This window comes from Pantoea agglomerans, assembly GCF_021397715.1.
In the GTDB taxonomy this organism is placed as follows: Bacteria; Pseudomonadota; Gammaproteobacteria; order Enterobacterales; family Enterobacteriaceae; genus Pantoea; species Pantoea astica.
Genome location: NZ_CP090207.1, coordinates 40,409 through 60,570, shown reverse-complemented (window position 1 = coordinate 60,570; position 20,162 = coordinate 40,409). Strand labels below are relative to the sequence as shown.

General features: G+C 57.1%; 16 protein-coding genes and 4 pseudogenes. 17 read left to right on the top strand and 3 right to left on the bottom strand.

Annotated features, from left to right (window positions below; genetic code table 11):
* Nucleotides 1–10: 10 nt before the first annotated feature.
* From LZU96_RS23485 to LZU96_RS00245, 12 genes and pseudogenes are all read left to right on the top strand, one after another.
* Nucleotides 11–94, top strand: coding sequence for a hypothetical protein (locus tag LZU96_RS23485; protein WP_193759561.1), 84 nt, complete (start codon nucleotides 11–13; stop codon nucleotides 92–94).
* Nucleotides 95–105: 11 nt separating this feature from the next.
* On the top strand, nucleotides 106–594 hold the full coding sequence (locus LZU96_RS00295) for a phosphate-starvation-inducible PsiE family protein (protein ID WP_047290147.1): 489 nt from the start codon (nucleotides 106–108) through the stop codon (nucleotides 592–594).
* Nucleotides 581–1,544, top strand: a pseudogene (locus LZU96_RS00290) (zinc metalloprotease HtpX). The gene LZU96_RS00295 and the pseudogene LZU96_RS00290 overlap by 14 nt, the downstream one beginning before the upstream one ends.
* Nucleotides 1,545–1,563: 19 nt before the next feature.
* Nucleotides 1,564–1,818, top strand: a pseudogene (locus LZU96_RS00285) (2-alkenal reductase); the annotation flags it as partial.
* Between the two features lie 70 nt (nucleotides 1,819–1,888).
* A pseudogene (locus tag LZU96_RS00280) lies at nucleotides 1,889–2,742 on the top strand (IS5 family transposase).
* Nucleotides 2,739–3,638 (top strand): annotated as a pseudogene (locus tag LZU96_RS00275) (S1C family serine protease); the annotation flags it as partial. The pseudogenes LZU96_RS00280 and LZU96_RS00275, both read left to right, overlap by 4 nt.
* A 668-nt stretch (nucleotides 3,639–4,306) precedes the next feature.
* Complete coding sequence (gene pstS, locus LZU96_RS00270; protein ID WP_233985784.1) at nucleotides 4,307–5,350, top strand: phosphate ABC transporter substrate-binding protein PstS; 1,044 nt, start codon at nucleotides 4,307–4,309, stop codon at nucleotides 5,348–5,350.
* An 87-nt stretch (nucleotides 5,351–5,437) separates the two neighbouring features.
* On the top strand, nucleotides 5,438–6,400 hold the full coding sequence (gene pstC / locus LZU96_RS00265; protein WP_031376162.1) for a phosphate ABC transporter permease PstC: 963 nt from the start codon (nucleotides 5,438–5,440) through the stop codon (nucleotides 6,398–6,400).
* The gene (gene pstA, locus LZU96_RS00260; RefSeq protein ID WP_031376161.1) at nucleotides 6,397–7,287 is read left to right on the top strand and encodes a phosphate ABC transporter permease PstA; all 891 of its coding nucleotides are present in this window, start codon (nucleotides 6,397–6,399) and stop codon (nucleotides 7,285–7,287) included. The genes pstC and pstA overlap by 4 nt, the downstream gene beginning before the upstream one ends.
* 44 nt (nucleotides 7,288–7,331) lie before the next feature.
* Entirely contained in the window at nucleotides 7,332–8,105 is a 774-nt protein-coding gene (pstB, locus tag LZU96_RS00255) for a phosphate ABC transporter ATP-binding protein PstB (RefSeq protein ID WP_233985783.1), read from the top strand.
* A 17-nt stretch (nucleotides 8,106–8,122) separates the two neighbouring features.
* A complete protein-coding gene (phoU, locus tag LZU96_RS00250; RefSeq protein ID WP_003849553.1) occupies nucleotides 8,123–8,857 on the top strand; it encodes a phosphate signaling complex protein PhoU in 735 nt (244 codons plus the stop codon).
* A gap of 107 nt (nucleotides 8,858–8,964) precedes the next feature.
* Complete coding sequence (locus LZU96_RS00245) at nucleotides 8,965–10,203, top strand: MFS transporter (protein ID WP_233985782.1); 1,239 nt, start codon at nucleotides 8,965–8,967, stop codon at nucleotides 10,201–10,203.
* A 383-nt stretch (nucleotides 10,204–10,586) separates the two neighbouring features.
* Here LZU96_RS00245 and LZU96_RS00240 read toward each other — a convergent pair whose 3' ends face one another.
* The 3 genes from LZU96_RS00240 to xylA all read right to left on the bottom strand — a co-directional run bounded on the left by LZU96_RS00240 (nucleotide 10,587) and on the right by xylA (nucleotide 14,039).
* Complete coding sequence (locus tag LZU96_RS00240) at nucleotides 10,587–10,835, bottom strand: hypothetical protein (RefSeq protein WP_233985781.1); 249 nt, start codon at nucleotides 10,833–10,835, stop codon at nucleotides 10,587–10,589.
* A gap of 421 nt (nucleotides 10,836–11,256) precedes the next feature.
* On the bottom strand, nucleotides 11,257–12,699 hold the full coding sequence (xylB, locus tag LZU96_RS00235) for a xylulokinase (protein ID WP_233985780.1): 1,443 nt from the start codon (nucleotides 12,697–12,699) through the stop codon (nucleotides 11,257–11,259).
* Nucleotides 12,700–12,716: 17 nt separating this feature from the next.
* Complete coding sequence (gene xylA, locus LZU96_RS00230; protein ID WP_233985779.1) at nucleotides 12,717–14,039, bottom strand: xylose isomerase; 1,323 nt, start codon at nucleotides 14,037–14,039, stop codon at nucleotides 12,717–12,719.
* A 340-nt stretch (nucleotides 14,040–14,379) separates the two neighbouring features.
* Here xylA and xylF point away from each other — a divergent pair, with 340 nt between their 5' ends.
* The 5 genes from xylF (at nucleotide 14,380) to LZU96_RS00205 (ending at nucleotide 20,095) form a co-directional block, all read left to right on the top strand.
* A complete protein-coding gene (gene xylF / locus LZU96_RS00225) occupies nucleotides 14,380–15,372 on the top strand; it encodes a D-xylose ABC transporter substrate-binding protein (RefSeq protein ID WP_233985778.1) in 993 nt (330 codons plus the stop codon).
* A 28-nt stretch (nucleotides 15,373–15,400) separates the two neighbouring features.
* Complete coding sequence (locus tag LZU96_RS00220; RefSeq protein ID WP_233985777.1) at nucleotides 15,401–16,921, top strand: xylose ABC transporter ATP-binding protein; 1,521 nt, start codon at nucleotides 15,401–15,403, stop codon at nucleotides 16,919–16,921.
* Nucleotides 16,914–18,098, top strand: coding sequence for a xylose ABC transporter permease XylH (gene xylH / locus LZU96_RS00215; RefSeq protein ID WP_233985776.1), 1,185 nt, complete (start codon nucleotides 16,914–16,916; stop codon nucleotides 18,096–18,098). The genes LZU96_RS00220 and xylH overlap by 8 nt, the downstream gene beginning before the upstream one ends.
* A gap of 94 nt (nucleotides 18,099–18,192) precedes the next feature.
* Nucleotides 18,193–19,371: a D-xylose utilization transcriptional activator XylR gene (gene xylR / locus LZU96_RS00210; RefSeq protein WP_233985775.1), complete on the top strand. Its 1,179-nt coding sequence runs from the start codon at nucleotides 18,193–18,195 to the stop codon at nucleotides 19,369–19,371.
* Nucleotides 19,372–19,603: 232 nt separating this feature from the next.
* A complete protein-coding gene (locus tag LZU96_RS00205; protein WP_233985774.1) occupies nucleotides 19,604–20,095 on the top strand; it encodes an Hcp family type VI secretion system effector in 492 nt (163 codons plus the stop codon).
* Nucleotides 20,096–20,162 lie beyond the last annotated feature (67 nt).

Sequence of the window (20,162 nt, the reverse complement as noted above, 5' to 3'; positions counted from 1 at the left end):
CGAGCAGGTGATGCAGCAGGCGGACAGCGCGCTCTACCAGGCAAAAAGACAAGGGCGCAACCAAGTTGTGGGTGCACAAGTATTTCAGAATTGAGAGGAGTGGCGATGAAGGAAAAGCAAGCAGACCCGATCAAAACATTTCGCGCCCAATGGGCAGTGATGACGTTCTACGAGCGCTTCGAACAGGTGATCGCGCTCGCGCTGTCCGCAATCATTGCCGTGATTATCGTGGTCTCGCTGCTGCAGCTGATCTCGATCGTCTTCAGCCTGCTGATCATTGATGCGTTCAATCCGCTCGATCACAAGGTCTTCCAGACCGTGTTCGGCATGATCATGACGCTGCTCATCGCCATGGAGTTCAAGCATTCCATCGTGCGGGTGGCCTTGCGGCGCGACAGCATCATCCAGGTCAAGACGGTGATCCTGATCGGGCTGATGGCCCTGGCGCGTAAATTCGTGATCCTCGACCCGGAGACCGGCCCCGCCAAGGTCGCGGCGCTCGCAGGCGCGACACTGGCCCTCGGGGCGACTTACTGGCTGCTGCGCGAGCGCGATGACCGGACAGCCGGGGAAAGCTCAGATGATCAGTCGTGATCTGCGCCACGCGCAGAATGTCGGCGCGCGGCATCGCTGGCTCAATCGCCTGCAAACCGCGCTGTTGGTGCTGACCCTGCTCGGGATTGCCGCCGTCGCTGGCAGCCTGCTGTTGGGTGACGGCGGGCTTTGGCTGGCGCTTGCGGCCGCGGGGTTCACCCTGCTGCTCGAACCGGCGGCCGCCTCCGGGCTGACCTTGCGGCTGTATGGCGCACGCCCCCTGCACCCGGATGAAGCGCCCGATCTTTGGGCTGTGTTGCGCGGAACTGGCGGCGCGGGCCGGGCTGCCTGCCGTGCCGGTACCGCACTACGTGCCCAGCGGGGTCGTCAACGCCTTCGCCACCGGTTCGAAGCATCACGCGGCCATCGCGCTGACCGACGGCCTGTTGCGTAGCCTCACGCCCCGCGAGTTGACCGGCGTGCTCGGCCACGAAATCGCGCATATTGCGAACGAGGATTTGCGTGTCATGGGCTTGGCCGATTCCATCAGCCGGCTCACCCATCTTCTAGCCTTGTTGGGGCAGCTTGCGATCGTGCTCAGCTTGCCAGCGCTATTGCTTGGAGTCACGGAAGTCAATTGGCCCGCGTTGCTTCTACTGGCGGTCGCGCCACAGCTGGCCTTGCTGGCTCAGTTGGGCTTGTCCAGGGTGCGCGAATTCGACGCCGACCGGCTCGCTGCCGAATTGACCGGCGACCCGCACGGGCTGGCCTCGGCGCTCGCCAAGATCGAGCGGGTGAGCCGCTCCTGGCGCGCCTGGCTGCTGCCCGGATGGGGCAATCCGGAACCCTCCTGGTTGCGCACGCATCCGGCGACGGCTGAACGCATTGAGCGCTTGCTGGAACTTGCTCCGCCGCCCGCGATGCCGCCGTTTCCATCGGCCCGTTTCGTCCCCGAGGTGACCGTATCACCACGTCCGCCACGCTGGCGCACCGGCGGCCTTTGGCGCTGATTTCAACATGGAGAATGACGTGACCTACCCCGACCCCTACAGCCGCCCGGCGCCGGATCGATTCATCCGGCGCTGGCTCGTCATCACTGGCTGCATCGCCGCACTCATGCTGCTGTGGCAGTTCCTGCCCGCCATCGAAGCCTGGTTCAGTCCCCACGAAACGCAGGAGCGCACGGTGACGCCGCGCGGCGACCTGGCCGCCGACGAAAAAACCACCATCGAGCTGTTCGAGAAATCGCGCGGGTCGGTGGTTTACATCACCACGGCACAACTAGGCTCTGTACGTAAACCCAAGAAATACGATTTTCTGTAAAATACACCGCCATTAAAGCCAGGAGGCCAAGATGGCAAAGCGGTATGAACTCCCCGACGCAGCCTGGGATCTGGTTGCAGATATCTTCACCAAAAATCAGCGCACCGGGCGCCCTCGGGCCGATGATCGCCTGATGCTAAACGGTATTCTCTGGGTGCTTTGCTCTGGCGCAGCCTGGCGAGACATGCCCGAACGATTCGGCCCTTGGTCAACGATCTATCAACGGTTCCGGGGATGGCGTGATTGCGGAGCTTTTGATCAGATGCTCAAGCGTCTTCATATCCGATTGAATGAGCAGGGTTTGATTGACTTGGAAACATGGATGATCGACTCCACTGCCGTACGAGCAACCCGGGCCTCATCAGGTGCCGGGAAAAAAGGGGATTTGAAGAACCGCAAGACCACGCGCTCGGGCGCAGCCGGGGTGGCCTGACGACCAAGATTCACATGCTGTGCGACGCCAATGGTGTGCCTCTGCGTTTCCTGTTGTCAGGCGGACAAGCCAGCGATATAGCCTATGCCCAACCGCTACTCGATCAGGCTTGCATACCCAGCCTGCGCGGTCGCCCACGCAAGCGTTGCCGCTGGTTGCTGGCTGACAAGGGTTACGACGCTGAAGCGCTGCGCCAGTATTGTGATCGTTATCGCATGCAGCCAGTCATTCCGTTGCGAAGCATGAAGCGCAAAACCAAGCCAGGATTGCCTCGACTTTTTGATCGCCCCAAATATCGGCAGTGCAACATCATCGAACGCATGTTTGGCTGGCTGAAGGAGAACCGTCGCATCGTGACGCGCTTCGACAAGCTCGCAACAAGTTTTGCGGCGATGGTCTCATTGGCCTGCGCTATGCGGTGCTTGCGACAATACTTTACGTACAGAGCCTAGTGCGTGACGTCTGGTCGCGCAATGTCTTTTCCGTGCCGCGCGGCACCGGCTCCGGCTTCATCTGGGACGATGCCGGCCACGTGGTGACCAACTTCCACGTGATCCAGGGGGCATCGTCTGCCACGGTCAAACTGGCCGACGGTCGCGATTATCAGGCTGCGCTCGTTGGCGCCAGTCCTGCGCACGACATCGCGGTACTCAAGATTGGCGTCGGCTTCAAGCGCCCGCCGGCGGTGCCGGTGGGCACCAGTGCCGATCTCAAGGTGGGGCAAAAGGTCTTTGCCATTGGCAATCCCTTCGGGCTCGACTGGACGCTCACCACCGGCATCGTCTCGGCGCTTGACCGCACCCTTTCCGGCGACGCCAGTGGCCCGGCCATTGACCACCTGATCCAGACCGACGCCGCTATCAACCCCGGCAATTCCGGTGGCCCGCTGCTCGATTCGGCTGGGCGGCTGATCGGCATCAATACCGCCATCTACAGTCCGTCTGGCGCCTCGGCCGGCATCGGCTTTGCGGTGCCGGTCGATACCGTCATGCGCGTGGTGCCGCAACTCATAAAGACCGGCAAGTACATCCGTCCGGCGCTGGGCATCGAGGTGGATGAGCAGCTCAACGCGCGTCTGCAGGCGCTGACCGGCAGTAAGGGCGTATTCGTATTGCGCGTGACGCCGGGCTCGGCGGCGCACAGGGCCGGGCTCGTCGGCGTCGAGGTCACCGCAGGCGGCATCGTGCCCGGCGATCGCGTTATCAGCATCGACGGTATCGCCGTCGACGACGTCACCACATTACAGGCCCGGCTAGACGACAAGAACGTTGGAGATGTTGTGGTCTTGTTAGTGGAGCGGGCCGGCAAGACTCGCGAGATGCTTGTGGAACTACAACCGGGAGTTTGATGGAAAGTGGGTCATGGATCTGCACAGCGAAGCAGCCAAGCGACTTCAGCCTTGCGCCGAACTACGAGCCCTAGCTAGTGCAGTGGGGGGAAGGCTGTTTAGGTTAAATGGATATAAGGGAGTCATTTTTGATTGTGTTTTTAAAAGAAGGTGTTGATTTTTTTGGGTAAGCATTTAGGGCGTCCAAGGGTTGGAGCAGTTGGCACGGATGAGAGAGCTCAATGCTCGCTAGGGATTGGATCTATGTGTTTTTTCTGACTGACTGCTTACATGTTGGAACGGGCAACATCGGAAAAGGATGAATCTTTATTTTCACCATTTACCGTATTTTTCGAGCCTGGGCGAAAATTAGGATGATACTTTAGCGCCCTTAATCACTCTCCCATGAAAGGCAAAACGATCCAGTCTCGGGTGTAAGTGCTCACAACATACTGATATAAAAGGGATTTTTTATGAATAGGAGAGCGCGCGACGTTTCTCTCTGTTTTTAGGGTTAGGATGAAACTTTATTTGCATCCCACAGGCCCGCTTCATTTTCGCCCGCTGTCATATAACTGTCATATTTCGTACATTTCACTGTCATCAAACTGTCCTATTTTCCCTCCTGCAGCAATCACTGACTCTTACTAAAACGGCCCCGAGCCTGAATTTTCTCCCCTGGAGGGAACATGACACTGATGCGTAGCACCGTAGCCCGAATCCTCGCCGCCACCTTTGCAGTCAGCGCGGTATCTGCTTTTGCGGCCACCGATCTGACGGGCGCAGGCGGGACATTCCCGGCGCCGGTTTATGCCAAGTGGGCAGCAGAGTATCAGCAAGCCACCGGTAGCAAGATTAACTACCAGGGCATCGGTTCATCTGGCGGCGTGAAACAAATCATCGCCAAAACCGTCGATTTCGGTGCGTCCGATGCGCCAATGAAAGATGAAGATCTGCAGAAAAATGGCCTGTTCCAGTTCCCGACCGTGATCGGCGGCGTGGTACTGGCGGTTAACCTGCCGGGTATCAAATCGGGTGAACTGACGCTGGATGGCAAAACCGTCGGCGACATCTACCTCGGCACCATCAAAAAGTGGAACGATCCGGCGATCGCTAAGCTCAATCCGGGCGTGAAACTGCCAGACACCAATATCAACGTGGTACGCCGCGCCGATGGTTCTGGCACCTCGTTTGTCTTCACCAGCTACCTGGCGAAAGTGAACCCGGACTGGAACAGCAAAATTGGTAAAGGCAACACCGTAAACTGGCCGGTCGGTCTGGGCGGTAAAGGCAATGACGGCGTGGCCGCCTTTGTTCAGCGTCTGCCAGGTTCAATCGGCTATGTGGAATACGCTTACGCCAAACAGAACAACCTGACCTACACCAAACTGATGGATGCCGATGGCAAGCCGGTCGCACCAAGCGAAACCAGCTTCAGCAACGCGGCGAAAGGGGCTGACTGGAGCCAATCTTTTGCTCAGGACCTGACCTTCCAGAAAGGCGCGGATGCCTGGCCAATCTCTTCAACCACCTTTATCCTGGTTTACAAAGATCAGGCTAATGCGGCCAAAGGCAGCGAAGTGCTGAAGTTCTTTGACTGGGCTTACAAAAATGGCAGCAAAACCGCCACCGCGCTGGATTATGCCGCCCTGCCAGAGAGCGTGACCGAACAGATTCGCGCTGCCTGGAAAGCCAATATCAAAGACAGTTCTGGTAAGGCGCTTTATCAGTAATTGACCGACCCTGACCGGACTGCGGTTCGGTCAGACCCAACGGGCGGCGCACTGCCGCCCTGATAACTCCTGAAGACTGAGACTTCTATGGCTGCAACCAAGCCGGCATTCAAAGCCCCAGGCAAGCAAGGTGACAGAATATTCGGTGCGCTGGTTAAACTGGCTGCGCTGATTGTGCTGTTACTGATGGGCGGCATTATCGTCTCCCTGATCATCTCCTCGTGGCCAAGCATTCAGAAGTTTGGTTTCTCCTTTTTGTGGACCAAAACCTGGGATGCACCCAACGAACAGTTTGGTGCGCTGGTACCGATTTACGGCACCCTCGTCACCTCAATCATCGCGCTGATTATTGCGGTGCCGGTGAGTTTTGGTATCGCGCTGTTCCTGACCGAACTGGCGCCAGGCTGGCTGCGACGTCCGCTGGGCACCGCCATCGAGCTGCTGGCTGCGATCCCCAGCATCGTCTACGGCATGTGGGGCCTGTTCGTGTTTGCCCCGCTGTTTGCCGAATATTTCCAGACGCCGGTCAACGACGTGATGTCAGGTATTCCGATTGTCGGTGAGCTGTTCTCCGGCCCGGCGTTCGGCATCGGTATTCTGGCAGCCGGCGTGATTCTGGCGATCATGATCATCCCCTATATCGCTTCGGTGATGCGTGATGTGTTTGAGCAGACGCCGGTGATGATGAAAGAGTCTGCCTACGGCATCGGCTGCACCACCTGGGAAGTGATCTGGCGCATCGTCCTGCCGTTCACCAAAAATGGCGTGATTGGTGGCGTGATGCTGGGCCTGGGCCGCGCACTGGGTGAAACCATGGCGGTGACCTTCATTATCGGCAACACCTACCAGCTCGACAGCCCGTCGCTGTTTATGCCGGGCAACAGCATCACCTCCGCCCTCGCCAATGAGTTCGCTGAAGCGGAGTCCGGCGTGCACGTAGCGGCACTGATGGAGCTGGGCCTGATTCTGTTTGTGATTACCTTTATCGTGCTGGCGATTTCAAAACTGATGATTATGCGGCTGGCGAAAAGTGAAGGAGCGCGATCATGACCACGATTGAAGTTCAGGCGCGCGCCGAACTGGACGCATCCCGGCGTAAGATGCAGTCCTGGCGCAGCACCAAAAACAAGATAGCGCTGACGCTGTCGCTGCTGACCATGGCCTTTGGCCTGTTCTGGCTGGTGTGGATCCTGTTTACCACCGTATCGCGCGGCCTTGATGGGCTGTCGTGGTCGCTGTTTACCGAATCAACGCCGCCACCGAATACCGCCGGCGGCGGTCTGGCCAACGCCTTAGCGGGCAGCGGACTGCTGATTTTCTGGTCCACCTTTTTCGGCACGCCGCTGGGCATCATGGCCGGTATCTATCTGGCGGAATATGGCCGCAAGTCGTTTCTGTCGGAAGTGATCCGCTTTATCAACGACATCCTGCTGTCGGCCCCGTCCATTGTGGTCGGGCTGTTCGTCTACACCATTGTGGTGTCGCAGATGCAGCACTTCTCCGGCTGGGCCGGTGTGATTGCGCTGGCGCTGCTGCAGGTTCCGATCGTGATTCGTACCACCGAGAACATGCTGCGGCTGGTGCCGGACAGTATGCGTGAAGCAGCTTACGCGCTGGGCACGCCGAAGTGGAAGATGATCTCGGCGATCACCCTGAAGGCGTCCGTTTCCGGCATTATCACCGGGGTACTGCTGGCGATTGCCCGTATCGCTGGTGAGACCGCACCGCTGCTGTTTACTGCGCTGTCGAACCAGTTCTGGAGCACCGACATGATGCAGCCGCTGGCGAACCTGCCGGTCACCATCTTTAAGTTCGCCATGAGCCCGTTCGCCGAATGGCAGAGCCTGGCCTGGGCTGGCGTACTGATTATTACCTTGTGCGTGCTGCTGCTGAACATCGTAGCGCGGGTGATTTTCGCCAAGGGTAAACACGGTTAACTTCCGGCGCTGCCCTGCGCGGCGCCGTATAAGAGAGACGAGCAATGAGTATCGCGACTGCACCAGCCGATAAAATTCAGGTCCGTAATCTGAACTTCTATTACGGCAAGTTTCACGCGTTAAAGAATATCAATCTGGATATCGCCAAAAATCAGGTGACCGCCTTTATCGGGCCATCCGGCTGTGGTAAATCGACCCTGCTGCGCACCTTCAACAAAATGTATTCGCTCTACCCGGATCAGCGGGCGGAAGGCGATATTCTGCTGGATGGCGACAACATTCTGGCGACGCAACAGGATATCGCGTTATTGCGCGCCCGGGTCGGCATGGTGTTTCAGAAGCCTACACCGTTTCCGATGTCGATTTATGACAACATCGCCTTTGGTGTCCGCCTGTTTGAAAAACTGTCCCGTGCCGATATGGACGCGCGAGTGCAGTGGGCGCTGACCAAAGCGGCGCTGTGGAATGAAACCAAAGACAAGCTGCATCAGAGCGGTTACAGTCTCTCCGGCGGTCAGCAGCAGCGTCTCTGCATCGCGCGCGGCATCGCGATTCGCCCGGAAGTGTTGTTGCTGGACGAACCCTGCTCGGCGCTCGACCCCATCTCCACCGGGCGTATTGAAGAGCTGATTACCGAGCTGAAACAGGATTACACCGTGGTGATCGTGACGCACAACATGCAGCAGGCCGCACGCTGTTCCGACCACACCGCATTTATGTATCTGGGCGAACTGATTGAATTTAGCGATACCGACACGCTGTTCACCAAGCCGGCACAGAAGCAAACTGAAGACTACATTACTGGCCGCTACGGCTGATTTGACAGGAGATCGCCATGGATAATCTGAATCTGAACAAACACATCTCCGGTCAGTTCAACGCCGAGCTGGAGCACATTCGCACCCAGGTGATGATCATGGGTGGCATGGTTGAGCAGCAGCTGACCGATGCCATCACCGCGATGCATAACCTGGACGGTGAACTGGCACAGCGGGTGATCGACGGTGACCAGAAGGTCAACATGATGGAAGTGGAGATTGATGAAGCCTGCGTACGCATCATCGCCAAACGTCAGCCAACCGCGATCGATTTGCGGCTGGTGATGGCGATCATCAAAACCATCTCTGAACTGGAACGGATTGGTGACGTGGCGGAGAAAATCAGCCGCACCGCGCTGGAGAAGTTTGGCCAGCAACATCTGCCGCTGCTGGTCAGCCTGGAGTCGCTGGGACGCCATACCGTGCAGATGCTGCACGATGTGCTGGATGCCTTTGCGCGCATGGATCTCAACGAAGCAATTACCATCTACCGCGAAGACAAGAAGGTCGATAAAGAGTACGAAGGCATTGTGCGTCAGCTGATGACCTACATGATGGAAGATCCGCGCACCATTCCCAGCGTACTGACGGCACTGTTCTGCGCCCGGGCGATTGAGCGCATCGGCGACCGCTGCCAGAACATCTGTGAAATCATCTTCTATTTCGTCAAAGGTCAGGATTTCCGCCACGTTGGCGGTGATCGGCTCGACGAACTGCTGTCAGGTGATGACGGCAGCAACAAACCGTCCTGAATGACCTCAACCGTACGCCGCGCTGGCGTACGGTTGCGCGTTTTCGATTGGTCCCTCCAGCAACACTCTTTATACTTGCGGCACTTTTCTTTCTGAGGTGCTGAATAATGTCTCCTTCTCCCCAGGGTAAACCCGGCGTCACGCCCGGTAAAGCGATGCTGGCTGCCGTCAGCGGTTATGCGATGGACGGTTTTGATCTGCTGATCCTCGGCTTTATGCTGCCCGCGATCAGCGTGTCGCTGGCGCTCGATCCCTCGCAGGCGGGATCGCTGGTCACCTGGACGCTGATTGGCGCGGTGATCGGCGGCATTGTGTTTGGTCATCTCAGCGATCGCTTTGGCCGTATCCGTATGCTGACCGTCACGATTCTGGTGTTCTCGGTGTTTACCGGCTTATGCGCGGTGGCGCAGGGCTACTGGGATCTGCTGGCCTGGCGCACGCTGGCAGGCGTCGGCCTGGGCGGCGAATTTGGTATCGGTATGGCGCTGATTGCCGAAGCCTGGCCGGCGGAGAAGCGTAACCGCGCCTCGGCGTGGGTCGGTATCGGCTGGCAACTGGGCGTGCTGCTGGCGGCATTCATTACGCCGCCGCTGCTGACCGTGATCGGCTGGCGCGGCATGTTTCTGGTGGGGCTGCTGCCTGCACTGGTCTCGTTTGTTATTCGCCGCAGCATGGGCGAACCGGAAGCCTTTCAGGCTCAGGTGAAAAACGTGCCGTCGCTCTCCTTTCCGGCCCGGCTAAAACTGCTGGTCCGCGATCGGGCTACCGCGAAAGCCAGCCTCGGCATCTTTATTCTCTGTTCGGTGCAGAACTTTGGCTACTACGGGCTGATGATCTGGATGCCAAGCTACCTCTCCTCCAGCTTTGGCTTCAGCCTGACTAAATCAGGGCTGTGGACGGCGGTGACGGTGGTGGGTATGACCTTCGGTATCTGGCTGTTTGGCGTGCTGGCTGACCGCTTTGCGCGCTGGAAAATTTTCCTGCTCTATCAGTTTGGCGCGGTGGTGATGGTGGTGGTTTATGCTCAGTTGCGCGACCCGAACATCATGCTGTTCACCGGCGCGATCATGGGGATGTTCGTCAACGGCATGATTGGCGGCTACGGCGCCCTGATCTCCGATACCTTTCCGCCGCAGGTGCGGGCCACGGCACAAAACGTTCTGTTTAACCTTGGACGTGGCGTCGGCGGCTTTGGCCCGGTGGTGATAGGCCTGCTGGCGAGCCAGTTCTCGTTTGCCGCGGCGATTACGCTGCTGGCGCTGATTTACCTGCTGGATATCGCGGCGACGTTATTCCTGCTGCCGAAAAAGCAGAGTCAGGAAGATGCGCTGGGCGCAATTGGCTGATTGTATCCGCCTGAATGGCTGGGATGACGACGTTGCCGTCTCATCCCAGCCACTGCCTGCCAGAAAGCCGGCAACCTGAATCCTGTCGACGTTTATTCATTTTCAGCAGCGAGCAATAACATGGCTGTTGCAGGCACCATCCTTTGCGTGCAGAGATGCAGAGAAAACGGATTTATTATTACGCCGCTAACGTTTGTTCAATGTGACGTTATTTAGGGTGTCAGGCGAGGGAAAGGTCTGATGACGGTGCAAGGGAGTTAATAAAGATGTCGGAATTTAGAAAGATATTAACCGGAGCGGGCAAATAGCAAATCAGGTTGTTATAGTCAGCCTATAACAACCTTATTAATTAATTTTTCAGCTCACACGGCAGTTAAAATAAATTATGCGCTTTTGCTGAAAGAAGATAAAAAGTTATACAGGCTGGTCATATGACCTGATGCGATGTTCAGGCCAAATTGCTTATGGGTCAGACCAATGGTTTCGCCCTTGCTGGTGGAGCTTTCCAGTGCTGAGGTGGTCTCCGTCAGCGCGGTGTTGACGTTGCTGAGGGCGTTGTTCAGGCCAGCCAGAAACTGTTGCAGACCGGCACCGCTGACTGACTGGATTTCATTGCTGTTTAATTCTTTCATTGTTATGTCCTTATTTACGTGAGCCCCTGAATTGGGGTGGCTTATTTATAGCGCAATAAGAAAATAAGTAAATAAGAAACAAAATATAATTCAGTTTATTAGCATTAATCGCTAATTCGTAGTGCGGCGGCATAGTAAAATATCCATTTTATTCTCTTTCAGGCTGCACAGACATTCAGAAGTAAGTCAATTTATTTTTATTAAAGGTAGTTGTCTTTATTAAAGCGGAATACTCAGTCGAGCAAGGTTGATTAAATAAGTTTATTAAGAATGATGAAGCGTTAAATCTATTTATCTGCTTTCCTGGTAAATAAGGTAACCAAAGCGAAATATCCGCCCGGCGTTGCTGTTTTACACCCGCCTTCAAACAGGACGCCTCGCCAGGGTAAAGCCGGTTTCTGGCGAGAACGTCCATGCCTGTTTAGTTCATCAGCGGCAGTAACTGCTGATAGAGCGTGGCAAACGTCTGCCGCAGCGGCTGATAGTGCGCAGTACGCGCGGCGTCTGGCTGGTGGCGCTGCACCAGGTGAAGCGTGGGCGCGACCGCCTGTGGGTCCAGCGCCAGCTGGGCCAGCCTGGCCGCACCGAGCGCCGGACCGACTTCCCCACCGTGACAGTAATCGAGCGTCTGGCCGCTGATATCCGCCAGCATCTGACGCCACATTGCACTGCGCGCGCCACCACCGATCAGCATAATGCTTTTCGGCTGTACGCCGCAGTCGTGCAGCACGTCGATGCCCTGCGCCAGCGCGAAACCGACACCTTCCAGCACCGCCCGCGCCAGTTCCGGCCGACCATGCTGGTGGGTAAAGCCAAAGAAAGCGCCTCGGGCGTTGGGGTTGTTATGCGGCGTGCGCTCACCCGAGAGATAGGGCAAAAACCACAGTGGCGGCACATCCTCTCTCGCCCGTGCCGCCTCATCCAGCAGCGTGGGCACATCATTGCAGCCGGTCAGCGCAGCCGCCCAGTCGAGGCAGGAGGCCGCGCTGAGCATCACTGACATCAGATGCCAGCGCTGCGGTAAGGCATGACAGAAACTGTGAACCGCCCGCTCTGGATTACTCAGATAGCCTTCACTCACCACAAAGTAGACGCCAGAGGTGCCCAGCGACAGCATGCCCTGACCCGGCTCGGTCATGCCGACGCCAACCGCGCCCGCCGCGTTGTCGCCACCGCCCGCCGCCAGCGGCACCGGATTCATCTTCCAGCGCGCCGCCAGGTCAGCATCCAGCGTGCCGGTCAACGCACTACCTTCATAGAGTTGCGGCATCTGCGCACGGCTGAGGTCACAGGCTCGCAGCATCTCATCACTCCAGTCACGCTGCGCCACATCCAGCCACAGCGTGCCGGCCGCGTCTGACAGATCGGTGGCGAAGTCGCCGCTCATCCGCCAGCGCAGGTAATCTTTCGGCAACAGCACTTGGGCAATCTGACTAAAGATGGCCGGTTCATGCTGCTGCACCCACAGCAGCTTGGGCGCCGTAAAACCGGGCATCATCAGGTTACCGGTGATCGCCCGGGCGTCCGGCACCTTCCGCTCCAGCTCACGACACTGCGCCTCGCTGCGCCCATCATTCCACAGTATTGCCGGACGCAGAACGCGACCGGCGCTGTCCAGCAGGGTTGCGCCATGCATCTGGCCACTCAGCCCGATCGCCTCGACGGCGTGCAGATCGTGCTGCCCGCTGAGCGCCTGCATGGCGTGATCCAGCGCCTGCCACCAGCTTTCGGGATCCTGCTCGCTCCACAGCGGCTGTGGACGTGAAACCTGCAGCGGCGCTGTTTCTGTCGCCATCACCTGACCGGCAGCATCCACCAGCACCACTTTGACGCCGGAGGTGCCTAAATCGATCCCGATAAACATGCTCTGCTCCTGAATTTTTAGAAATCAAACAGATAGTGATTCACCAGGTTTTCCAGCTGCTCCTGGCGTCCGCTCTGATGCTGCGGATTGAGCTGCTGTTGCTGAGCATGCGCCGCCAGCGAGGCGAGGGAAAACTCGCCTTTTAAAATTTGCTGGCCGAACTCACCATTCCAGCCGCTGTATCGCTGCGCCACGCGCTTATCCAGCTCGCCATCGCCGATCATCCGGGCCGCGACCTTCAGCGCCAGCGCCATGGTATCCATCGCGCCGATATGACCGTAGAACAGATCGTATTTGTCGGTGCTCTGACGCCGCACTTTGGCATCAAAGTTTAAGCCGCCGGTGGTGAAACCGCCCGCCTTGAGGATCTCATACATCACCAGCGCATTCTCCTCCACGCTGACCGGGAACTGATCGGTATCCCAGCCACACTGCGCGTCACCACGGTTGGCATCGACCGAGCCGAAAATGCCCAGCGCAATGGCGGTCGCAATTTCGTGATGGAAAGAGTGACCCGCCAGCGTGGCATGGTTCGCCTCGACGTTGACCTTGATCTCTTTCTCCAGCCCGAACTGTTTGAGGAAGCCATACACGGTAGCCACGTCGTAGTCGTACTGATGTTTAGTCGGCTCCTGTGGCTTAGGTTCAATCAGCAGTGAGCCCTGGAAGCCAATCTTGTGTTTGTGCTCAACCACCATCTGCATAAAACGGCCAATCTGCTCACGCTCCTGACGCAGATCGGTATTCAGCAGGGTTTCATACCCTTCGCGACCGCCCCAGAGCACATAGTTTTCACCGCCGAGGGTTTGGGTAGCCTGCATCGCGCTGCACACCTGAGTTGCGGCCCAGGCGAAAACGTCCGGATCGGGATTGGTGGCGGCCCCGGCACCGTAGCGCGGATGGGTAAAGCAGTTCGCCGTGCCCCACAGCAGCTTCACGCCGGTCTCCTGCTGCTTCTCCAGCAGCTTATCGGTCATCACGGCAAAGTTATCCTGATAGCTGCGCAGCGAATCGCCTTCCGGCGAGACATCAACGTCATGGAAGCAGTAATAGGGCACGTTCAGCTTGTGAAAGAACTCAAAGGCGACGTCCGCTTTTTGCTTCGCCAGCTGCAGCGCATCCCCGTTCTTTTGCCATGGACGATCAAACGCGCCGACGCCAAACATATCCGCACCGTTCCAGCAGAAGGTGTGCCAGTAACAGGCCGCAAAGCGCAGATGTTCGGCCATGGTCTTGCCGAGGATCACCTCGTCAGGATTGTAATGACGAAAGGCGAGAGGCTGAGTGGATTTGGTGCCTTCATAACGGACGCGATCGATCTGATCGAAATAAGCGTGCATGGTTTGCTCCTTAGCATCAGGACCCGAATGGTCTATTGAAGCGATATTTGATAATGGCTGTCGGCGCGTCTCAATTACGATATTTCACACTGACGGTCAGATAATTATTATTTGTGGGCTGGCTCGCAAAATAACCCGCTTTTTCACGCCGCCGGGCCAGCGATATTGGTTACTCCGAAAAAGATGAAATATCGATCGCGCTCATAAAAAAAGAAATAAACCAAAAAACGTAATAGCCGGATAAAAATCAGTAATTGATGTGGCGGGAAAATCAGGGCAACAATTCATCCGCCTGGTTCATGGGCCAACGACAATAGCCTCAACCTACAGGATGAACTCAATGAAGATAAAACATGCGCTGTTAGCCGCCTGCGCTGCGCTGGCTCTGTTCAGCCAGACCAGCGTGGCCAAAGAAGTGAAGATCGGCATGGCAATTGATGATTTACGTCTGGAACGCTGGCAAAAAGACCGCGATATTTTCGTCAAACAGGCGGAGTCGCTGGGCGCGCAGGTGTTCGTTCAGTCGGCAAACGGCAATGAAGAGACGCAGATGTCGCAGATTGAAAATATGATTAACCGCGGCGTCGATGTGCTGGTGATTATTCCCTACAACGGCCAGGTACTGAGTAATGTCGTGGCAGAAGCCAAACGGGAAGGGATTAAAGTTCTGGCATACGACCGCATGATAAATAACGCCGACATCGATTTTTATCTCTCTTTTGATAATGAAAAAGTGGGTGAAATGCAGGCCGAAAGCATTGTGAAACAGGTGCCTAAGGGTAACTACTTTTTAATGGGCGGTTCACCGGTCGATAATAACGCCCGCCTGTTCCGCGCCGGCCAGATGAAAGTTTTAAAACCTTTTATTGATAACGGCAGCATTAAAATTGTCGGCGATCAGTGGGTCGATGCCTGGCTGCCGGAAAACGCACTGAAAATTATGGAAAATGCGCTGACCGCCAACGGTAACCATATCGATGCGGTGGTGGCTTCGAATGATGCCACAGCAGGCGGTGCGATTCAGGCGCTGAGCGCGCAGGGGCTGGCGGGCAAAGTCGCCATTTCCGGTCAGGATGCCGATCTGGCCGCCATCAAACGGATTAAAGCCGGTACCCAAACCATGACGGTCTATAAGCCGATCACTGAACTCGCCACCGAGGCGGCAAAAATTGCGGTCGAACTGGGCAATGGCAAAACGCCGTCCAGCAACAGCAAGCTGAACAACGGACTTAAAGAGGTGCCGTCGCGGCTGCTGACGCCAATTCAGGTCAACAAAGACAATATCGAAAGCACCGTGGTGAAAGACGGTTTCCACAAACAGAGCGAACTCTGACCGCGCCTGGCGTGAGGGAGAACAGTCGATGCTGCTGGAAATGAACAACATCACTAAGCGCTTCGGCGCGGTGAAAGCGCTGAACGATGTCAGCCTGCGGCTGGATGCGGGTGAAGTGATGTCACTGTGTGGCGAAAATGGCTCGGGTAAATCGACCCTGATGAAAATCCTGTGCGGACTCTACCCGCACGGCGATTTTGACGGCCAGATTCACTTCTCCGGTGACGAAATTCAGGCGCAGACCATTCGGGATACCGAACGCAAAGGCATTGTGATCATTCATCAGGAGCTGGCGCTGGTGCGGCAGCTGACGGTGATGGAGAACATTTTCCTCGGTGCCGAGCTGGGCCGCTTCGGCCTGGTGGACGATGAAACCATGACGCTACGCTGCCAGCAGCTGCTGGCGCGGGTCGGGCTGAACGTCTCGCCCGCCGCTCGGGTAGGGGATTTGGGCCTGGGGCAGCAGCAGCTGGTGGAGATCGCGCGTGCGCTGAACAAACAGGTGCGGTTACTGATTCTGGATGAACCGACCTCTTCACTGACCGAACAGGAAACGGAGGTGCTGCTCGGCATCATCCGTAACCTGCGTGAACACGGCATCGCCTGCATCTACATCTCCCACAAGCTGAACGAAGTCAAAGCGATCTCCGACACCATCTGCGTGATTCGTGACGGCCAGCATATCGCTACCCGTCCGGCGGCGGGCCTGAGCGAAGATGACATCATCACCATGATGGTGGGACGTGAACTGACCGCGCTCTATCCTCATGCGCCGCATCAGATTGGCGACACGGTATTGAAGGTGGAGAACCTGACGGCCTGGCATCCGGTTAACCGCCATATCCGCCGCGTCAGCAACGTCTCGTTCAGCCTGAAGCGCGGCGAAATTCTCGGTATCGCCGGGCTGGTCGGTGCGGGCCGGACCGAAACCGTGCAGTGTCTGTTTGGCGTCTGGCCGGGACGCTGGCAGGGCGATATCTGGATTAATGGCAAACAGGTCAACATCACCGATTGCCGTGCCGCCATCGCGCACGGCATCGCCATGGTGCCCGAAGATCGTAAAAAGGATGGCATCGTGCCGCTGATGGCGGTGGGGAAAAATATTACCCTCGCGGCGCTGGACCAGTTCAGCCATCGGCTCTCCACGCTGGATGAAGCGCAGGAGCAGCAGGCGATCAACGCGGCGATCACCCGCTTACGGGTGAAGACCTCCTCATCCGAATTGCCGATTGGCCGGCTCAGTGGCGGTAATCAGCAGAAGGCGATTCTGGCGAAATGCCTGCTGCTGAATCCGCAAATCCTGATTCTGGATGAACCGACGCGCGGCATTGACGTGGGCGCGCGTCAGGAGATCTACCTGCTGATTAATGCGCTGGTGCAGCAGGGCATTGCGGTGATTGTGATTTCGTCCGAGCTGCCTGAAGTGCTGGGCCTGAGCGATCGGGTGCTGGTGATGCATGAAGGGCAAATCAAAGCTGATTTGATCAACGATAACCTGACTCAGGAGCAGGTGATGGAAGCCGCCCTGCGGAGTGAACATTATGCTTAAAAGTGAAAGTACCCAAAGCAGCCTGTCCGGCACGCCGGGTAAGCCGTCGCCCGGCAAATTCTCCCTGCCCAACCTACAGGTGCTGGTGATGCTGGGGGCGATTGTGCTGCTGGCGCTGTTCTTCACCTGGACTACCGACGGTGCCTGGCTCAGCCCGCGTAACGTTTCTAACCTGCTGCGCCAGACCGCCATTACCGGCATTCTGGCGGTGGGAATGGTATTTGTGATTATCTCAGCGGAGATCGATCTGTCGGTCGGCTCTATGATGGGGCTGCTGGGCGGTGCTGCGGCAATTTTTGACGTCTGGCTGGGCTGGCCGCTGCCGCTGACCATTGTGGTGACGCTGGTCATGGGGCTATTGCTCGGCACCTGGAACGGCTGGTGGGTCGCCTACCGCAAAGTGCCGTCATTTATCGTCACGCTGGCCGGCATGCTGGCTTTTCGCGGCATCCTGGTCGGCATTACCGACGGCACCACGGTAGCGCCCATCACGCCGGGCATGTCGCAGATTGGGCAGAGTTATCTGCCGGGCGGCGTCGGGTTTGGGTTTGGCTTTGCCGGACTGGCGCTGTTTATGCTGTGGCAATGGCGTTTGCGTCTGCGCCGTCAGCAACTCGGGCTGACACAGAGCGCCGCCAGCGGCACCGTCGCGCGTCAGGCGATCACCGCCATTCTGGTGCTGGGCGCGATCTGGCTGCTGAACGATTATCGCGGCGTACCGACTCCGGTGTTACTGCTTGCTTTGCTGCTGCTGGCCGGGATGTTTATGGCGACGCGTACCGCGTTTGGCCGTCGCATTTATGCTATTGGCGGCAATATTGATGCGGCGCGGCTGTCAGGGATTAACGTGGCGCGCACCAAACTGGCGGTGTTTGCGATTAACGGCGTGATGGTGGCGATTGCCGGGCTGATCCTTAGTTCGCGACTGGGTGCCGGTTCGCCTTCGGCGGGCAACATTGCCGAGCTCGACGCCATCGCCGCCTGTGTGATTGGCGGCACCAGCCTGGCTGGCGGCGTTGGCTCAGTGGCGGGCGCGGTGATGGGCGCCTTTATCATGGCCTCGCTGGATAACGGCATGAGTATGATGGATGTGCCGACCTTCTGGCAGTACATCGTCAAGGGCGCCATTCTGCTGCTGGCGGTGTGGATGGATACCGCCACGCGGCGTCGGGTGTAATCGCGCGGACGATCACATTGTGGCGCAAACCCTTTTTATGCCCGCTGTCAGCCGTGCTATGCAATGCGCTGAGAATCTAAGGGAACGCGCCATTATGCATGATAAACGTTACCGCATTACCTTGTTGTTCAACGCCAACAAGGTCTATGACCGCCAGGTTGTCGAAGGCGTCGGGGAATATCTACAGGCGTCGCAAACCGACTGGGACATTTTCATCGAGGAAGATTTTCGCTGCCGCATCGACAACATTCGCGAGTGGCTGGGTGACGGCGTGATCGCCGATTATGACGATCGCTCCATTGAAACCCTGTTGTCGAATGTGCCGGTGCCGATCGTTGGCGTCGGTGGCTCTTATCACCGCCAGGAGGATTATCCGCCGGTGCATTACATCGCCACGGATAATGCGGCGCTGGTGGAGCGGGCCTTTATGCATCTCAAAGAGAAAGGCATCAACCGCTTTGCTTTCTACGGATTGCCCGCCTCAGGCGGTAAGCGCTGGGCGCAGGAGCGGGAACAGGCGTTTCGTCAGCTGGTGATGCGTGAGCGCTATCAGGGCGTGGTCTATCAGGGCATGGAGACCGCACCGGAAAACTGGCAACACGCCCAGAACCGGCTCGCCGACTGGCTGCAGACGCTGCCACCGCAAACCGGCATTATCGCCGTCACCGATTCACGGGCGCGCCATCTGCTGCAGGCCTGTGAGCATCTGAAAATTCCGGTGCCGGAAAAGCTGGCGGTGATCGGTATTGATAACGAAGAGCTGACGCGCTATCTGTCGCGCGTTGCGCTCTCATCGGTGGCGCAGGGATCGCGGCAGATGGGCTATCAGGCCGCCAAACTGCTGCATCGCCTGCTGGATAAGCAGTCACTGCCGCTTCAGCGCATCCTGGTGCCGCCGGTGAAAGTCATTGCCCGCCGCTCTACTGACTTCCGCTCACTGCGCGATCCCGCGGTTATCCAGGCGATGCATTACATTCGCTTTAACGCCTGCAAGGGCATCAAAGTCGAGCAGGTGCTGGATGCTATCGGTATGTCCCGATCCAATCTGGAAAAACGCTTTCGCGATGAAACCGGCGACACTATCCATGCGATGATCCACCGCGAGAAGCTGGAAAAAGCCCGTGAACTGCTGGCGTCGTCGTCACTCAATATCAACGAAATCTCACAGATGTGCGGCTATCCGTCGCTGCAGTATTTCTATTCGGTATTCAGGAAAGGCTATGACACTACGCCGAAAGAATATCGCCAGCTTTATGGTGAAAATGTGTTGTAACAGCGCGGCAGGCCTGATCAGGGTAATCGATAGGAAGAGGCTGGGAATCAGGAGATAGCCCTGGAAAAGCGTGTTTTTATGAACCGGCTCAATGGGGGTTTTACCTGTCCCGTCGCCCTCCCGGGCAACCTTATTTCATAATAGCGTGCCGTTCAATTTGGTTATTTACTCAGCAATGGCAATTACATACACTTTTTGTAGGGATTTAATCACAACACAAGGATGAAGGAACATGGCTATTCCTGCCTACTTATGGCTCAAGGACGACGGCGGCACTCACATTCAAGGATCGGTGGATGTTCAGGGCCGCGATGGCAGCATTGAGATCAACGGTTTTTCCCATAACCTGAGCATCCCGACAGATGGAATGACCGGAAAGATTACCGGGACACGCAGGCATTCCGCTGTGATTATTCAAAAAGAGTTTGATAGGTCCAGCCCCTGGCTCTATAAAGCCGTTGCCACGGGACAAACCCTCAGGTCAGCAGAGTTTAAATGGTATCGCATTGATGACGCTGGACAGGAAAGGGAATACTTCAACATGCTGCTTGAAGGTGTGAGGATTGTCGGCATCTCTCCTGTGATGCATGACACGAAAGATCCGACCAAAGAAAAACATAACCACCTTGAGTGTGTAGAACTTCGCTACGAAAAAATCACCTGGAAGCACTGCGACGGCAACATCATGTTTACTGATAGCTGGAACGAGAGAGTTCAGGCGTGAGATACCCAACTTTAGCTGCATCACCTCATCCTCCCTATGATGTCGCCTCTTTTACACCTTCTGGAGT

Excerpts from the sequence above, each read along its gene's own strand:
- pstS (WP_233985784.1), top strand. The coding sequence starts at position 4,307 with ATGACACTGATGCGTAGCACCGTAGCCCGAATCCTCGCCGCCACCTTT.
- LZU96_RS00220 (WP_233985777.1), top strand. The coding sequence starts at position 15,401 with ATGCTGCTGGAAATGAACAACATCACTAAGCGCTTCGGCGCGGTGAAA.
- xylF (WP_233985778.1), top strand. The coding sequence starts at position 14,380 with ATGAAGATAAAACATGCGCTGTTAGCCGCCTGCGCTGCGCTGGCTCTG.
- LZU96_RS00240 (WP_233985781.1), bottom strand. The coding sequence starts at position 10,835 with ATGAAAGAATTAAACAGCAATGAAATCCAGTCAGTCAGCGGTGCCGGT.
- xylR (WP_233985775.1), top strand. The coding sequence starts at position 18,193 with ATGCATGATAAACGTTACCGCATTACCTTGTTGTTCAACGCCAACAAG.
- pstA (WP_031376161.1), top strand. The coding sequence starts at position 6,397 with ATGACCACGATTGAAGTTCAGGCGCGCGCCGAACTGGACGCATCCCGG.
- pstC (WP_031376162.1), top strand. The coding sequence starts at position 5,438 with ATGGCTGCAACCAAGCCGGCATTCAAAGCCCCAGGCAAGCAAGGTGAC.
- LZU96_RS23485 (WP_193759561.1), top strand. The coding sequence starts at position 11 with ATGCAGCAGGCGGACAGCGCGCTCTACCAGGCAAAAAGACAAGGGCGC.
- LZU96_RS00245 (WP_233985782.1), top strand. The coding sequence starts at position 8,965 with ATGTCTCCTTCTCCCCAGGGTAAACCCGGCGTCACGCCCGGTAAAGCG.
- xylA (WP_233985779.1), bottom strand. The coding sequence starts at position 14,039 with ATGCACGCTTATTTCGATCAGATCGATCGCGTCCGTTATGAAGGCACC.
- pstB (WP_233985783.1), top strand. The coding sequence starts at position 7,332 with ATGAGTATCGCGACTGCACCAGCCGATAAAATTCAGGTCCGTAATCTG.
- LZU96_RS00295 (WP_047290147.1), top strand. The coding sequence starts at position 106 with ATGAAGGAAAAGCAAGCAGACCCGATCAAAACATTTCGCGCCCAATGG.
- phoU (WP_003849553.1), top strand. The coding sequence starts at position 8,123 with ATGGATAATCTGAATCTGAACAAACACATCTCCGGTCAGTTCAACGCC.
- xylH (WP_233985776.1), top strand. The coding sequence starts at position 16,914 with ATGCTTAAAAGTGAAAGTACCCAAAGCAGCCTGTCCGGCACGCCGGGT.
- xylB (WP_233985780.1), bottom strand. The coding sequence starts at position 12,699 with ATGTTTATCGGGATCGATTTAGGCACCTCCGGCGTCAAAGTGGTGCTG.
- LZU96_RS00205 (WP_233985774.1), top strand. The coding sequence starts at position 19,604 with ATGGCTATTCCTGCCTACTTATGGCTCAAGGACGACGGCGGCACTCAC.